Source organism: Kitasatospora sp. NPDC093558 (assembly GCF_040683475.1).
GTDB lineage: Bacteria > Actinomycetota > Actinomycetes > Streptomycetales > Streptomycetaceae > Kitasatospora.
On record NZ_JBFBDY010000001.1, the window covers coordinates 1 to 14,968 of the forward strand.

General features: G+C 71.1%; 17 protein-coding genes and 1 pseudogene. 10 read left to right on the top strand and 8 right to left on the bottom strand.

Features of this window, described 5'->3' with window-relative positions:
• Positions 1-1,593, bottom strand: a 1,593-nt coding sequence (locus AB0O00_RS00005; protein ID WP_363647348.1) for an LCP family protein, incomplete at its 3' end; no start/stop codon positions are given.
• Entirely contained in the window at positions 1,586-2,137 is a 552-nt protein-coding gene (locus AB0O00_RS00010) for a DUF6542 domain-containing protein (protein ID WP_363647350.1), read from the bottom strand. The genes AB0O00_RS00010 and AB0O00_RS00005, both read right to left, overlap by 8 nt.
• Before the next feature lie 562 nt (positions 2,138-2,699).
• Here AB0O00_RS00010 and AB0O00_RS00015 point away from each other — a divergent pair.
• The 4 genes and pseudogenes from AB0O00_RS00015 to AB0O00_RS00030 form a co-directional block, all read left to right on the top strand.
• Positions 2,700-2,849, top strand: a pseudogene (locus AB0O00_RS00015) (ferric reductase); the annotation flags it as partial.
• A 70-nt stretch (positions 2,850-2,919) separates the two neighbouring features.
• Positions 2,920-3,150, top strand: coding sequence for an FMN-binding protein (locus AB0O00_RS00020; RefSeq protein WP_363647352.1), 231 nt, complete (start codon positions 2,920-2,922; stop codon positions 3,148-3,150).
• Between the two features lie 73 nt (positions 3,151-3,223).
• Positions 3,224-3,985, top strand: coding sequence for an FAD:protein FMN transferase (locus AB0O00_RS00025; protein ID WP_363647354.1), 762 nt, complete (start codon positions 3,224-3,226; stop codon positions 3,983-3,985).
• A 92-nt stretch (positions 3,986-4,077) separates the two neighbouring features.
• A complete protein-coding gene (locus tag AB0O00_RS00030; protein WP_363647356.1) occupies positions 4,078-4,707 on the top strand; it encodes a TetR/AcrR family transcriptional regulator in 630 nt (209 codons plus the stop codon).
• 76 nt (positions 4,708-4,783) lie between these two features.
• Here the strand turns inward: AB0O00_RS00030 and AB0O00_RS00035 are convergent, their stop codons facing one another.
• Together AB0O00_RS00035 and AB0O00_RS00040 are read right to left on the bottom strand one after the other, a co-directional pair.
• Positions 4,784-5,497 (bottom strand): hypothetical protein, encoded by a 714-nt coding sequence (locus AB0O00_RS00035; protein WP_363647358.1) that lies wholly within the window; start codon positions 5,495-5,497, stop codon positions 4,784-4,786.
• A 187-nt stretch (positions 5,498-5,684) separates the two neighbouring features.
• Positions 5,685-6,182, bottom strand: coding sequence for a hypothetical protein (locus AB0O00_RS00040; protein WP_363647360.1), 498 nt, complete (start codon positions 6,180-6,182; stop codon positions 5,685-5,687).
• 101 nt (positions 6,183-6,283) lie between these two features.
• On the opposite strand from AB0O00_RS00040, the gene AB0O00_RS00045 reads away from it, so the two are divergent.
• The 6 genes from AB0O00_RS00045 (at position 6,284) to AB0O00_RS00070 (ending at position 11,215) form a co-directional block, all read left to right on the top strand.
• Positions 6,284-6,775: a helix-turn-helix domain-containing protein gene (locus tag AB0O00_RS00045; RefSeq protein ID WP_363647362.1), complete on the top strand. Its 492-nt coding sequence runs from the start codon at positions 6,284-6,286 to the stop codon at positions 6,773-6,775.
• A 121-nt stretch (positions 6,776-6,896) separates the two neighbouring features.
• Entirely contained in the window at positions 6,897-7,670 is a 774-nt protein-coding gene (locus tag AB0O00_RS00050) for a GNAT family N-acetyltransferase (RefSeq protein WP_363647364.1), read from the top strand.
• Between the two features lie 63 nt (positions 7,671-7,733).
• Positions 7,734-8,519, top strand: a complete 786-nt coding sequence (locus AB0O00_RS00055; protein WP_363647369.1) for a thioesterase family protein — start codon at positions 7,734-7,736, stop codon at positions 8,517-8,519.
• A 44-nt stretch (positions 8,520-8,563) separates the two neighbouring features.
• The gene (locus AB0O00_RS00060) at positions 8,564-9,442 is read left to right on the top strand and encodes a S41 family peptidase (RefSeq protein WP_363647371.1); all 879 of its coding nucleotides are present in this window, start codon (positions 8,564-8,566) and stop codon (positions 9,440-9,442) included.
• 242 nt (positions 9,443-9,684) lie between these two features.
• Entirely contained in the window at positions 9,685-10,353 is a 669-nt protein-coding gene (locus AB0O00_RS00065; protein WP_363647373.1) for a DUF4097 family beta strand repeat-containing protein, read from the top strand.
• A 52-nt stretch (positions 10,354-10,405) separates the two neighbouring features.
• On the top strand, positions 10,406-11,215 hold the full coding sequence (locus tag AB0O00_RS00070; protein WP_363647375.1) for an alpha/beta hydrolase: 810 nt from the start codon (positions 10,406-10,408) through the stop codon (positions 11,213-11,215).
• 130 nt (positions 11,216-11,345) lie between these two features.
• Here the strand turns inward: AB0O00_RS00070 and AB0O00_RS00075 are convergent, their stop codons facing one another.
• The 4 genes from AB0O00_RS00075 to AB0O00_RS00090 all read right to left on the bottom strand — a co-directional run bounded on the left by AB0O00_RS00075 (position 11,346) and on the right by AB0O00_RS00090 (position 14,920).
• The gene (locus AB0O00_RS00075; RefSeq protein WP_363647377.1) at positions 11,346-13,181 is read right to left on the bottom strand and encodes a phosphodiester glycosidase family protein; all 1,836 of its coding nucleotides are present in this window, start codon (positions 13,179-13,181) and stop codon (positions 11,346-11,348) included.
• 105 nt (positions 13,182-13,286) lie between these two features.
• Entirely contained in the window at positions 13,287-13,802 is a 516-nt protein-coding gene (locus AB0O00_RS00080; RefSeq protein ID WP_363647379.1) for a hypothetical protein, read from the bottom strand.
• Entirely contained in the window at positions 13,799-14,023 is a 225-nt protein-coding gene (locus AB0O00_RS00085; RefSeq protein ID WP_363647381.1) for a DUF397 domain-containing protein, read from the bottom strand. The genes AB0O00_RS00080 and AB0O00_RS00085 overlap by 4 nt, the downstream gene beginning before the upstream one ends.
• A 12-nt stretch (positions 14,024-14,035) precedes the next feature.
• The gene (locus AB0O00_RS00090; protein WP_363647383.1) at positions 14,036-14,920 is read right to left on the bottom strand and encodes a helix-turn-helix transcriptional regulator; all 885 of its coding nucleotides are present in this window, start codon (positions 14,918-14,920) and stop codon (positions 14,036-14,038) included.
• Positions 14,921-14,968: the final 48 nt, after the last annotated feature.

Consider the following 14,968-nt stretch of genomic DNA (forward strand, 5'->3'; position numbering starts at 1 on the left):
CGGGGCCTGGGAGGCGCCCGCCCCCGGGGCGCCGGGGGCGGCGGGCTTGTCGCCGGCCACGCCGGTGAACGAGGTGCCGAGGATGACGACCACGTGGTCGGCGCCGGTGGAGGCCGACTCGGTGGCGGTCACGCCGTAGCGGGCCGCGATCTGCTCGGCCGCGTCCTTGCCGCCCTTGCCGTAGGTCACCGTGGTGGTCTTCGGCTTCGAGGCCGCCGAACCGGCCTTGCCCTCCTTGAAGCCCATCGCCGCGAGGGCCTTGGCCTCGGTGGCGGCGGCGCCCTCGACCTTGGAGGCGTTGTAGACGTCCACGGTGGCGGGCGTGGCGGCCTTGGCGGGGGGAGGAGTCGTCGGCGCCTGCGTCGGGGCGGGGGCCTCGGTGGTGGGCGCGTCGGCCGGGGCGGGCGCGGGCGCCGAGGCGTCGGCGTAGCCGAACACCTGCTTGACCACCTTCTGGATCTTGGACGGGGTGACGAGGTTGACGTCCTGCCCGTTCTTCTTGCCGAAGCCGTCGAAGGTGAGGGTGTTGAACTCGACGTTGCCGCCGGTCAGGGCCGGGGCCTGCTGGGCGAAGTCGAGGACGTTCCACTGGTTGTCGATGACCAGGTCCTTCTGCACGACACCGAACAGGTCCTTCAGCTTGCCGATGTCGCTGAGGATGCCGTCCTGCTTAAGCTTGTGCGTGACGGACGAGATGAAGGCCTGCTGGCGGTGGGTGCGGGCGAAGTCGCCGCTGTTCCCGTCCGGGCCGTCCAGGTTGTGGCGCTGGCGGACGAAGGACAGCGCCTGGGAGGCGTTGAGCTTGTTGATGCCCTTGTGGAAGTCGGCGCCCGAGCCCTGGCCCTCCATGGCCGGGTCCTTGGTGTCGTGGGTGAGGCAGACCTCGATCGGCTCGACCGCCTTGGCGATGTCGTAGAAGCCCATCAGGTTGACCTCGGCCACGTGGTCGATCGGCTGGTCGACGAAGGTCTGGACGGTGCGGATGGTGGCGGCGCGGCCGGCGTCGCGGCCGGCCTTCTCCAGGTCGGCGCCCTTGAGGCCCTTGGCCTGGAGGGCCGGGGTGGCCTTCTCCTTGGCGTTGCCGTAGGCCTCCTTGATCTTGGCCATGCCCATCTGGGTGCCGTCGCCCTTGAACGTCATGACGTAGTCGTCGCGGGGGATCGAGATGGCCTGCACCTTGCCGCCGTTGGCGGGTATGTGCAGCAGGATCAGGGAGTTGGTGTTGTAGCCGCCGACCTCGGAGCTGTGGCCGGCGTGCAGCTCGTCCTGGATGAACTGCCCGGGCAGGTCCGTGCCGTCCATGGCCTTGCGGCTGTCGAGGCCGATCAGCAGCAGGTTGACCGAGTTGTCCAGGTGCTTGGGCGCGTCCTTCTTCGTCTCGGCGATGGCGTTGGACGTCGTCATGCCGTCGGTGAGGGACGTGTACTCGTACCAGACCACCCCGCTCGACACGAACACCGCGAGCGCCAGCGAGACGGCCACCGTGCGGCCGGCGATGAGCAGGGGCGAGCGGCGCGCGGCCGGCGTCTGCGGCGCCTGCGCGGCGCGGCGGGCGGCGGCGCGGCCCTCGCCGCCGGCGGGGTTGTCAGCCATGCTGCTTCCTCCTGTCCAGGACCACTCGGACCACGATCACGAACACGGCCGCACCCGCGGCCGCGGCCATCACGGGAAAGCCGTGGACGACCCACTTCGCGGAGCCGGTCGCCAGGAGCTTGCCCTTGTACGCGTCGCCGTTGGCCACCAGTTCGGCGGCGGCCGTCACGCCGAGGACGACCAGCGGCGAGGCGCACAGCACCCACCACCAGCCGCTGCGGGTGCTCAGCGCCGCCGCCAGGCCCGTCCCAAGGACGGCGCCGGCCGCGAACGCGAAGCCCATGCCGGGGCCGGAGAGCTCGTCGACGCCCGCGCCCAGCAGGGGCAGGACGAGTGCCAGGGCGGCGGGCAGCAGGGCGCCGCCGGGGCGGCGGCTCGGCGCGGGTGCGGTGCCGCGCCCGGACGACGCGGACCGCCCGGACGACGCGGACCGCCCGGACGATGCGGACCGCTCGGGCGCCGCGGACGGCGCGGCTGCCGCGGACCGTCCGGGCTGCCGTTCCGGCTCCTGGGCGGAGGACGTCCGTCCTCGTCTTCCAGCCACGCACTCACCCCCGGGTGTCTTCCGCGTCCGTGCGCTACGGCGGCGGCCTCACCCGTTCCTCGGCGGGACGGCGTCGTGGTCGCTGTCGATGACTGGACGTCGGCGTTCGGCCGGCCGGTTCCCGCTGTCGGTCGGGGGCAGGCGCGCATACAGGTTGCTCTACAAGGGTGTAGAGATCGAGCGCAGCATATAGCACCCCTGTTCGGCGCAGGTTTCGGACCGGCGCCGCCCCGCGGTTTCCTCGTGGCTTCCTTACCCGGCGCTGGGGGTGTGCGGCCGATTGTCGCGGATGAGAAGGCGATGAGAAAAGCCTTCCCGAAAAGATGCCCCTGACCTGCGACGACGCCGGGCTTGCGAGGTCGTTCGGGGGCGTTCGCGGGCACGGCGGACGGCGGGCTCAGGAGTTGTTGAAATCCGGACCGCACAATAGCGCTCCCCACGGCACCCGGAGGCGAGAGGAGGGCGCGTGATGGTCGCCACCGTCACACCGGCGCCGCCCGCGGCGGTCCGGCACCGGCTCCCGGAGGGCCTCGTCCCCGGCGCGGTGCTCGCCGCCGTCGCCGCCGGCACGCTCCTGCTGCTCGCCACCGGCGCCGTCTCGGCCCGCGCGGCCCGCCGCCGGCTCGGCTACGACGCCTGGTACTACCTGCACCTCGTCACCTACCTCGCCGTCGCGCTCGCCTTCGGCCACCAGCTCACCACCGGCGCCGACCGCGCAGGCCTCGGACACCTCGGGCACCCGCGCGGTCACCGGCGACCCCGTCGACACCCGGTACGGGCCGGTGCAGGTCAAGGTGACGCTCGCGGGCAAGAAGATCACGAAGATCGACGTGGTCAGGTACCCGGCCGAGAGCGGGCGGGACCGTTCCATCAACAGCTACGCCCTGCCGGTGCTCAACCAGGAGGCCATCGCGGCCCAGAGCGCCGCGATCGACGTCGTCTCCGGCGCCACCTACACCAGCGACGGCTACACGCGCTCGTTGCAGAGCGCGCTCGACAAGGCGGGCGCATGAGCGAGCGGAGCGAGCGAATCATCATGAGGTGCGTATGGGCGAATGCCCCTGCCGAGCGAAGCGAGGCGGGCGCATGAGTTCCGGCGTGCGCAGGCATTCCGAGCACGTCATGGGGACGGTCTTCTCCTTCGCCGTCCACGGCGGCGGACGGGCGCTGGAGGACCTGCTCGCCCGGATCGTCGTGCGGCTGCACCGGATCGACGAGGTGTTCTCCCCCTACCGGGAGGACAGCGACATCAGCCGGTTCGAGCGCGGGGAGATCGGCCTCGCCGCGTGCGACCCGGAGGTTGCGGAGGTGCTGGCCCGCTGCCGCGAGGTGGCGGCGCGGACGGACGGCTTCTTCACCATGCGGCCCGGCGGGGTGCTCGACCCGAGCGGCTGGGTCAAGGGCTGGGCGGTCGAGGAGGCCTCGCGGGAGCTGCGGGAGGCCGGCTACGAGCGGCACTGCGTGAGCGGCGGCGGCGACGTCCAGACGGCGGGCGGGCCCTGGCGGGTCGGCATCGCGGACCCGCTGCGGCCGGGGGAGGTGGTCGCCGTGGTCACCGGGCGCGACCTCGCGGTGGCGACCTCGGGCGTCGCCGAGCGCGGCGCCCACATCATCGACCCGTACCGGGGCAAGCCGGCGGAGGGCCTGGCCTCGCTGACGCTGGTCGGCGACCGCCTGGCGACCGTGGACGCGTGGACGACGGCCGCCTTCGCGATGGGCCCCGACCGGGGCCTGGCCTGGGCGGCGGCCCAGCCGGGAATCGAGGCACTGGCCGTCCTGCCGAGCGGAGCCACCCGGTGGACACCGGGCTTCCCGGCCCACACGGACGCGGCTCGGCCGGTCGGATAAGGGAAGGACGAGGGGAAAGCGGCTCCGCCTCGGCCGGCCGTCGACTGCTATACCCTGCACCGGCTGGTTTCCAACTCAGGACAGGAGTCGCCGTGGCGGTGACGAGCGGCGCGGGCCGGCCCGAGAAGCGGGTGGCCATCACGCGGGCCGCGACGGCGGTGTTCGGGCGCGAGGGGTACGTCCGCGCGAGCATGGACGCCATCGCCGCGGAGGCCGGCGTCTCGAAGCGCACGGTGTACAACCACTTCGTCGACAAGGAGACGCTCTTCCTGACGGTCGCCCTGGAGAGCTCCGGCGAACTGGCGTGCAAGATCCGTGAGTTGGTCGACCGTCACCTCGGCGAGATCGTCGACCTGCGGCAGGACCTCACCGACTTCGCCGTCGACCGCGCGCACGCCGTCCTGTCCGCCGGTGACCACGGCGCGCTGGGCCGCGCCATCCGCGCCGAGGTGGCCAACATCCCGGCGGACGTCCTGGAGGCGTGGCTGGAGGCGGGCCCGGTCGCCTCGCTGCGCGACCTCGCGGAGAAGTTCGCGGCCCTGGCCGAGCGCGGCCTGCTGGCGGTCGACGATCCGGCGCTCACCGCCGAGCACTTCACGCTGCTGACCTTCCACGGCGTGGCCGACCGCTCCTTCTGGGGCGCGCTGCCGGTGCCGGAGCAGGAGGTCGAGCGGATCGCCGCCGCCGGGGTCGACGCGTTCCTGACGGTCTACGGAGCCTGACGGTCGACGGGGCCTGACGGTCGACGGAGCCTGAAGGTCCACGGGGTGCCCGCGGGCACCCCGTGGACCCGGGGCGTCACTTCCAGACGACGCCCTTGCCGATGGTGTACGGCTCGGCCGAGTACTCGGCGCCCGCGACCTTGGAGGCCGACGGCGCGAGCGACACGAAGCAGCCCTCGGCGGACTGGCCGTTGGTGAAGCCCGGGGGCATCGGCTTGGCCGTGCACTTCGGGAAGGACGTGAAGATCGCGACGCCCTGCGCCCCGGAGCCGTCCGCCAGGATGCCCCTGAGGTGGGTCAGGGTGGTGTTGGACAGGTCGGTGGTGCCGACGTTGGTGAACTTGTAGCGGATGTAGTACGGCACCATGCCCGCGGCCTTGTCGCCGAGCTTGAGGCTGTCGAGGTCGGCCTGGGTGCCCTGGTCGATCGCGGTGACGGTCATGCTGATGGTGCCCTTGGTGCTGCCGGAGCTGAACGGCACCTGGAGGGTGTCGCCGATCTTGGCGGTGGTCCCGGCCGGGGCGTCCGCGCCGGCGGCGGCACCCGCGCCGGCCGCCGGGGCGGAGCTGGTGGGCGCGGCCGCCGGGGTGCTGGGCGCGGCGGCGCTCGGGGTGGCGGACGGCACGGCCGCGGTGGTCGCCGGGGCCGCGGTCGTCGGGGCGGCCGGAGCCGCGGTCTTCGTCTTGTCGGACGACGAGCTGTCGTCGTTGCAGGCGGTCAGCGTCAGCACGCCGACGACGGCGAGGCCGGCGAGCGCGCGCAGGCTCGTTCTGGAGGTGAAGCTGTTCACGTGACGTTCCCCCGTGCTCGTGGACCGTCGGACGGCGGTCCTCTCGGTGAACGTTGATAGCGCACGCCGGGGCGCCAACACCACGGCTTTGACGGCCTTTTGACCCTGCCGTGACAGGCCGGGGACGCGGCCGGGACACCGCCGGCCGGGGGAGCGGAGCGGTGAACGCCCCGCTCCCGGCGGCCGGTTACGGCAGCGCGGCGTGTTCGGCCCGGCTGGCCGCGAGCCGCTGCCTGGCGAGCGCGCCGGACCGCCCGCGGTCGCCCCCGGTGAGCCGGGCGAGGATCGCCGCGAGGGGCCTGACCTGCCCGGCGGTGCCCCAGTGGCCCTCGGGGACCTCGGTGGGGAACACCCAGACCCGGCCGGGGTCGCGCGGCCAGGCGCCGTCCTCCGCGTCGAGGATCGCCTCGGTGACGTCGGCGATGACCCCGGCGCGGATCTCGGGGTCGAACTGCCCCTCGGGCACCGACGGGACGACCTTGTAGCGCGGCGCGTCGGCGGGCTTCCCGCCGACGTACACGGCGGCCGGCCGGTGCAGGAACAGCCAGGACACTTCGCGCACGGTCGGGTCGTCGGGGTCGAAGCCCTCGTGGCGGATCAGGATCGTGGTGATCCGGTCGAGCAGGGTGGCCTCGGCCTCGGGCCGCAGCGCGCCCTCGGGGATGTGGACGTCGAGCAGGGGCATGGTGGAGCTCCTCCTGACTTTATTTTCTCAACTCAGGTCGGGGAAGAGCCTGCCGGGGCTGGGTTCGGATTGTCAACCCAGGTCGGGCTATCATCGGATCCATGGACGAGAAGCGGCGGCTGGACCCGGCGAACTGCTCGGTGGCGCGCTCGCTCGCGGTGGTCGGTGAGCGCTGGTCGCTGCTGATCGTGCGCGAGGCCGTCGACGGCGCGCGCCGCTTCGGCGAGTTCCGCTCCCGGCTCGGCATCGCCAGCAACCTGCTGTCCGCGCGGCTGGACTCCCTCGTCGCGGCGGGCGTCCTGGACCGCGTCCCGTACCAGGAGCCCGGCGACCGGCAGCGCTTCGAGTACCGGCTGACGCCGAAGGGCACGGACCTGCGGCCCACGCTGCTCGCGCTGCTGGAGTGGGGCGACAAGTACCTCGCCGACGAGGAGGGCCCGGGGATCGTCGTCCGGCACACGGCCACGGACGAGGACGAGCCGTGCGACGAGCCGGTCTCGATCGTCCTCGAATGCGCCGCCGGCCACACCCACCTGCGCTCCGGCGAGGTCTACCGGGCCCCGGGCCCGGGGGCGCGCTTCCTCCCGGCCTGACGTCCTGGCCTGATGTCCCGGTGGCCGCGGCGGACGCCGAGTTGGGCCCCGCCCTGCTGGACGGGCACCTGTGGCTCCTGGTAGCCGGGCACTCCGTACCGTCAGTCCGTATCCTCACCGAGTGCCCCTCATCAGCCTGCACGACCGGTCCGCGCTCGCCGCCCGCCTCCTGGCGGACCCGGCGCTCCACCTCTTCGAACTCGGCGACCTCGACGACACGTTGTGGCCCAACACCACCTGGTACACGACCGGCGGCCCGGTGGCCCTGCTCTACACGGGCGGGGCCGTCCCGGTCCTGCTCGCCTTCGCCCGCCCAGCCGACGTCCCGGCGCTGGAGGCGCTCCTGGGCGAGCTGCGCCCGTTCCTGCCACGCCGCTTCATGGCGATGCTGCCGGTGGGGGCCCACCTCGCGCTGGAGCCCGACTACGGCGTCCGGCACCGCGCCACGCTGCTCCGCATGATGCTCCCGGCCGAGCCCGTGCTGCCCGAAGTCCCCGGCGAACCCGTGCCGTTGACCGGCGACGACATCCCGGACCTCCGCACGCTCCTCGCCGAGGCCTACCCCGAGTCCTGGTTCGACGAGCGGCTCGTGCTCGGCGGCGGCTACGTCGGCCTCCGTGGCACGGACGGCCGACTGCTCGCCACGGCCGGCGTGCACGTCCACTCCGCCGCGTACGGCGTCGCCGTCCTCGGCAACGTGACCACCCACCCCGACGCGCGCGGGCAGGGCCTCGCGCGGGCCTGCGTCACCGCGCTGTGCCGCCGGCTCGCGAAGACGACCGCCCACATCGGCCTGAACGTGCGGACGGACAACGCCCCGGCCATCCACCTCTACGAGCAGCTCGGATTCACCCCGATCGCCACGTTCGAGGAGCTGATGATCGAGGCGCGCTGAGCTGCGGGGGTGTGGGCATCGTCACCGTTACGGCCGGCTGATTGCGCGCCTACGATCGCGAGCGTGAACGACAGCTACTTCGAGCGCACCGGCGAGCGTCGCTTCAAGCCCACCGTCCACGCGGGCGGCGCCTGGAACGACGACGAACTGCACTTCAGCCCGGTGGGCGGCCTCGTCGTCCACGCGATCGAACGCCACCGGGCGGAGACGGGCGCGGCGGGCGGACTGGCGATGGCCCGGATCGGCTTCGACATCCTGGGCCGGATCGCCGTCGACGAGTGCGAGATCACCGTCGAGACCATTCGGCCGGGGAGGACGGTCGAGCTGGTGGAGGCGGTCCTGGTCATAGGCGGGCGGGCGGTGATCCGCGCCCGCGCTTGGTACCTGGCGACCGCCGACACGTCGGCCGTGGCGGGCAGCCCGCTCGAACCCCTGGCCGGGCCCGATGAGTTCGAGCCGTGGCCGATGAGCGAGCTGTGGGACGGCGGCTACATCGCGTCGATCGACGTCCGGCGGCGGGAGCTCGCGCAGGGCCGGGCCCAGGCCTGGATCAGCGGCGGCGTCGAGCTGGTGGCGGGGGAGGAGATCGGCCCGCTCGCGTCGTTCGTCGCCCTGGTCGACACGGCGAACGGCATCGCCGTGCGGGAGGACCCCACGGAGTGGATGTTCCCGAACGTGGACCTCACCATCCACCTGCACCGGCAGCCCGAGGGCTCGTGGACGGGGATGGACACGACGGTGACGTTCGGCCCGTCGGGCCATGGCCTCACCAGCACCGTCCTGCACGACGTCCACGGCCCGGTGGGCTCCGCGCAGCAGGCGCTCACCGTGCGGTCGCTGGGGGCGTAGAAATCGGCTGGGCAGCTGTCCGGCGGCGACCTACCATCGCGCGAATGATCACTCATGAAGCGATACTCGACGCCGCCCTCGCCCGAATCACCGCAGGCTACGTGTTCCCGGACAAGACGGCCGCGATCGAGACGGCGATCCGCGGCCGGCTGGCCGAAGGCGCCTACGAGGGCCTGGCGGAGCGGGAGCTGTGCGAGCGGGTCACCGAGGACCTGCAAGCGGTGTGTCCGGACAAGCACCTGAGGCTGCTGTGGAGCGAGGAGCCGCAGTCGATGGAGGAGGAGCCGGAGTCCGTCGCCCGCGAGCGGTTCGACCGGTACGCGCGGGCGAACAACTACGGCGTCCGGCGCGTGGAGCAGCTCGACGGCAACATCGGCTACCTCGACCTGCGGATGATCGCCCCGGCGGAGCTGGGAGGTCCGGCGTACGCGGCGGCGATGCAACTGGTGGCCCCGACGGACGCGTTGATCATCGACCTGCGCGAGTGCGCCGGCGGTTCGCCGGAGGGCGTGCAGCTGTGGTGCAGCTACCTCTTCGCGAACGACGAGGTGCACCTGAACGACATCTACGAGCGGAAGACGGGTGCCACGCGCCAGTACTGGACGCTGGGCCACCTCGCGGCGCCGCGCTACCTGGACCGCCGGGTGGCGGTGCTGACCAGCGGTTTCACGTTCTCGGGCGGTGAGGAACTGGCCTACAACCTGAAGGCGTTGAAGCGCGCCACGCTGGTGGGCGAGACCACGAGGGGCGGCGCCCACCCCACGGCCCGTATCCCGGTGGCCCCGCACGCGACGGTGACCGTCCCGACGGCCCGCGCGATCAACCCGGTGACGGGCACGAACTGGGAGGCCGTCGGAGTGGAGCCCGACGTGAAGGTCCCCGCCCAGGACGCCCTGACGGCCGCGCTGGATCTTCTGCGTTGAGCTCCCGCGCCCCGGCCGTTGGCTCGCCGCCGACCGCCGGGGCGTAGCGTTCACCGGCACCGCATTGCAACGATCGTTGCGTTACTCTCCAGGGCTCTGCAACGATTTAGATGCTCTGACCTGCTGTGATGTCAATTTCGCGCAACGAAGGTGTTGCCGAGAGTTGGAAAGCAACGTAGCTTTTCCATCGTCAGAAACGACGAGGGCAACCAGGCCCCCGCCGCTGATCGAAGGAGAAGACGATGCAGAAGTTCACCACCACCGCCCCGATCGCCGCCCTTCTCGACGTCCCCGCGGGCCTCATCCGGTTCATCGCGGCCGACCGCGCCGAGACCACCGTCGAGGTCCGGCCGGCCAACGCCGCCAAGGGCCGTGACGTGAAGGCGGCCGAGCGGATCGAGGTCGGGTACGCCGACGGTGTCCTGCGGATCGTGGCCCGGGAGGCGGAGAGCCGGATGCTCGGCAACTCCGGCGCGGTCGAGGTCACCGTCCAGCTGCCGTCCGGTTCCCGCGTCGAGGCGAAGGCGGCCGACGCCGAACTGCGGGGCGCGGGCCGGCTCGGTGATGTCGTGTTCGACGGCGCACGGGCCACGGTGGAGCTCGCCGAGGCCACGGAGGCCCGCATCACCGTCCAGGCCGGCGACGTCACGGTCGGCCGTCTGAACGGTCCGGCCACGGTGACCGTCCAGCAGGGCGACATCCGCATCGCCGAGGCGGTGCACGGAGAGGTCATGCTGACCACGCAGTCCGGGGACATCACGGTCGGCGCCGCCCGTGGGGTGTCCGCCTCGCTGGACGCCGGCACCTCCTACGGCCGGATCCAGAACTCGCTCCGGAACACCGAGGGCGCCGCCGACCTGCGCATCCGGGCCACCACCTCCTACGGCGACATCACCGCCCGCAGCATCTGAACCGCACCCGCCCACCCCGATCACGTCCGAACTCCCTGGAGAGAAGCACACCATGAGCATCAACCACGCTGCTTGGACCGGCATGGTGCAGGTCGAGGACACCGCCCTGGCCGTCACCGACACCGGCGGGTCCGGCACCCCGGTGGTCTACCTGAACGGCTCCTACGCGGACCAGTCGCACTGGCGGCGCGTGATCGCCGAACTCGGCCCCGGCTACCGGCACATCACCTTCGACGAGCGCGCCCGCGGCAAGTCGGGGAAGTCGGCGGACTACTCCTTCGAGGCGTGCCTGCGCGACGTCGACGCCGTCCTGGCGGCGCGGGGCGTCGAGCGCCCGATCCTGGTGGGCTGGTCCTACGGCGCGCTGATCGCCGTGAACTGGGCCGCCCGCAACCCCGAGCGCGTGGCCGGCGTGGTCGCGGTGGACGGCGCCATGCCCAGCCCGAGCGACTGGCTCGACGACGCGCAGCGGGCCAAGATCCGCAAGCTGTTCCGCCGCCTCAGCCCGCTCTTCCCGATCTGCCGCCCGCTCGGCATGGCCGCCCGGATGAACGCCGCCCAGCACGCCGACATCAACTTCCAGGCCATCGAACTCTGCGCGCCCACCGCCCTCGAACCGGCCCTCGACCGGCTCACCGCACCGACCCGCTACGTGGTCGCCACCGGCGGCAACCTCGGCGCCAAGGAGAAGGACATCGAGCAGTTCCGCGCCAACCTCGAACCGGTCCTCGCCCGCAACCCGAACATCAAGGTCAGCGCCAAGGTCCCGAGCAACCACTCCAAGATCCTGCGCAAGGACTTCCGCGCCGTCGCCGCCGCGACCCGCGAGCTCGCCACCACGTCCGCGGGACAGGCCGGTTGAGCCGGTGGCGCAGCCAGGCAAGCCCGTGTCGGCCCAGCGCATCCGCCCTGCTGTGGAGGGGGAGCCGGAGCCGATGGACGAGGAGCCCCGGCTGTCGGCGTCGAGCCGACAGCCGGGGAACCCGGTGGGGTTACTTCTTCACCGCCACCAGCGCGTTGGGCAGCCTGCGCTCGTACGGGTTCTTCTGGTCCGGGGTGCCCCAGTCGTCCATAGGGTTGTTGTAGAGGACGCCGTTCATGATCAGGCCGGTGTCGCCGCCGCAGCCCATCGAGAGGGCCTGCTTGGCGCCCAGCCACTTCATCAGCCGGGCCGTCTCCAGGATGGACATGCCGATGCTGGTGCTCGCGTCGCGGCCGTCCACGGTGACCATCTGGATCTTGCCCTTGTCCGTGATGCCGACCATCGTCCGGGCGTAGCGCTCGGCCGCCCAGTTGTTGAGGACGCCGCCCTTGTTGAAGATGCCGTCGGCCTTCATGGTGAGGTAGACCTCGCCGTCCCGCAGGAGGGACGGGCCGCAGCCGCCGGCGACGACCCCCAGGTCGGCACTGGTGATGGACTTCCCGGTCGGGGTGTCCAGGATGTCCCCGGCCGGCTTGAGCGCGGTGCCGGCCTGCTGGTACTTCTTCAGCCAGTCCGCGCTGGTGCCGATGCCCTGCAGCACGATCTGCCCCGGCTCGATCTTGTCACCGGGCTTGTGGACGTCCTTGACCACCCAGTTGGCATCCAGCAGGAGCTCGAAGGGTTCGTCCTTGAGCTGCGCCTTGATCTCCGGTGCGACCACCGGTGTGTTGGTGCCCCACTCCGACCTGATGACCGTGAGGTCGTTCAGGTTCTTGCAGGGGTAGTAGCGCAGCGCCGTCGTCACCTCGGTCGCGGCGCTCCCGCAGCCGACGACGTAGCCCGCCGGACGGTTCACGCCGAAGATCGTGCGCTGGTCGGGCTGGTGGGTGACGGGGTCGGTCGCGGTCACCTTGATCGTGGTGGAGACCTGGCCGATTCGGGCGGGGACGATCGCGCCGTTCGGATCCGCCGGGTCCCTGCCGTTCAGCACCAGGGCGCTGCGGCCGTCGGTGGCCTCGCTGTAGATGCCGTCGTTCCGCACCTGGACGCCCTGGACGTCACCGGTGTAGACGTCCGGGGCCGGCACACCCGGCTCGTACTTGCCGGGCACGCCTTCGGACGCGTTGACCCCGACCACGGCGCCGCTCGCCTTGACCAGCTCACGCACCGTGTCCGGGTTGGCTATGGTCCCGCCGAACGTGGTCTGCACGTTGTACTTCGCCGGGTCGATGGTGACCACCCGGACCGTCCACGGGCCGGTCGTCGGGCGCCCGTCGAGGGCGTCGTAGAGCACCCGGGCGGTGTAGCGGACCGGCTTTCCGTCCTTCATGACCGGCTTTCCGTCCTTGTCGAGGACGTAGCCCAGCTTGCCGTCATTGAGGAAGGCAGCAGCGTCGGCCTTCGTGTCGAAGCGGCCGACCCGGACGGCCCAGCCCACGGCGTCGGAGGCGGCTGGCACGTCCGCGTTCCAGCCGCTCGTGGGGGCGTAGATCGGCTCGGTGCGGGCCTGGCCCGCCAGCCCGGGCACGTCGTGGACAAGGTTGGCGAGCAGATTCTCCGCATCCGACTTGCTCATCCTCAGGACGTCGGCTGCCTTCCCCGCGGGGTCGTAGAAGACCGACAGCGTCCAGTGATCACCGGCTGCCTCGCCGTGCGGCGTGCTTGAGGGGAAGCCCTGGCTGTACGCCCGGTAGGTGAGGGCGTCGCCGTCGATCTTCTGCGGCCCGTCCTTCGGCCAGGCCACGGTCCAGGTCTTCGGGTCGGCCGGGTCGTACTGACCGATCGGCATCTGACTCAGTGGCAGGGAGGCAGACGGGGCGTCGGCGGCGAAGGAGCTGGACGGCACCGCGATCGGCACCAGTCCGAGCACCAGGAGCGCCGGCAGAAGGGAGCGGGTCTTGCGCATGTCACCCTTTGTGATTCGAAGGAGAGGAGAAGAGCCGGCCACATTGGTTCGTGGCCAGCGGAAATCCTCCCAGCTCCTTGGGCGCAGGGCGACGCGATATTCGGATCAGGCGGTGGTGCGGCTGGACCACCAGACGGAGCCGAAGAGGAGGACGCCGGGGAGGATCCCGGCGACGGTGGAGACGGCGGCTGCGGGGGCGCCGAGGAAGGCCAGGGCCACGCCGGCGGCGCCGCAGGCCGCCATGGAGCCGCCGAGGACACGGAGTTGGGGGCGGCTCCAGGCGGTCGCGAGGCCGAAGAAGTGGACGCCGACGACGAAGGCGATCCAGCCGACGGTGGCGGTGGGGGTGTGGAGGACGCTGTTGATGACGGCGAGGCCGACGGCTATGCCCACCACTTCGGCGGTGACGACCAGCCAGTAGCGGCCACCGAAGCGGGGGGTGGGGGCGGTGGTCGTCTCGGGTGCGGGGCGGCGGTTGAAGACCCCGAGGACGAGGAAGGCCGCGATAGAGGCGACGCGGAGGGGGATGGAGACGGGGGTCGGGAGGGCGGCGGCGTTGGCCTGGACGAAGACGAGCCCGAAGCTCGATCCGATGAGCCTGGAGGCTCGGACTCTGTTCATGATCGGAAGATACCGCCCGGTTGGACGAGGTGGTCGAACTCGCCGGTCTTGGCACCGAGGATGAGGGTTCGGAGCTTGGCGGTGGAAGTGGTGATGACGATCTCGGGGTCGTTGGACTCGCGGAGGTAGCGGACCTCATCGGTGCTGCTTGCCAGTTCTAGGCACATGCTGCCGTCATCTCCGCCGCTGAACGATGACTTCTGCCAGGAGACCTTAGGCACTAGTGGCGCCTCTCATGCTCGGAGTGGGAAGAGGAGGTATTGAAGAAGCCCCCAGGAGTCCTGAGACTCCTGTCGGCACGAGGTTGCAGCGTCGATAGCAGGCAAGGCGATCTCGCTCAGCTGTCGGAACTTCCTCTGATACGCCGCAATGTTCTCAGGAGTGCCATGGTGCCAAGCTCGTCCGGGCCCATCCAGAACGATTGTTGAGAGTTCTGCGCAGCCGGGATTGCACATGAGGAAGCCGCTTGGATGCGAGGGGTGCGTGGTCGCAGCGAACGGGAGGATCTGAATATCCACATTGGGGTGTTCGGCCATGTCAAGCAGACGGGTCAGCTGTGCTCTCATGGTTTCTTTGCCGGCAAACATCATCCGCAGTGCAGCTTCGTGGATAACGAACCGAAACTTTCGTTGGTCGTCATCCAAGATCTGTTGGCGATCCATGCGGAACTCGACTGCAGTTGCCAGATCCCATCGACCGTTGCGATAGGCATCCATGTAGATCGCCTCGGCGTACGCAGGCAGTTGAAGCAGCCCAGGGATGTAGAGCGTCTCGTAGGTTTCGAGCTGGACCGTGCGATCTTCCAGTTCTGCTAGATCGAGCGAGAGACCCGGAACCTTGCCCTCGTACTCGCTCCACCATCCCTTGCCTGTGCTTCGGCCCATCTCCGCAAGAACCTTGCGATAGGTCGGATCCGTGCATCCGTAGGCATCGAGCCAGACTTCGAGGCGCTCGGGGTTGAGCGTGATCCGGCCCGCCTCGGTGTGGCTCACCGCTGGGACCTTCATGCCGACCAGGGCGCCCGCCTCGGCGGACGAGAGGCCGGCTGCCGTCCGCAGGCGCTGGAGCTCTTCGCCGAATCGGCGCTGTCGCTGGCTGATTGGTCCCTTGTATCCCACGATCGTCCTTCCCTTCGGCGCAGTCTCGCGCACAACCCATGCGGAACG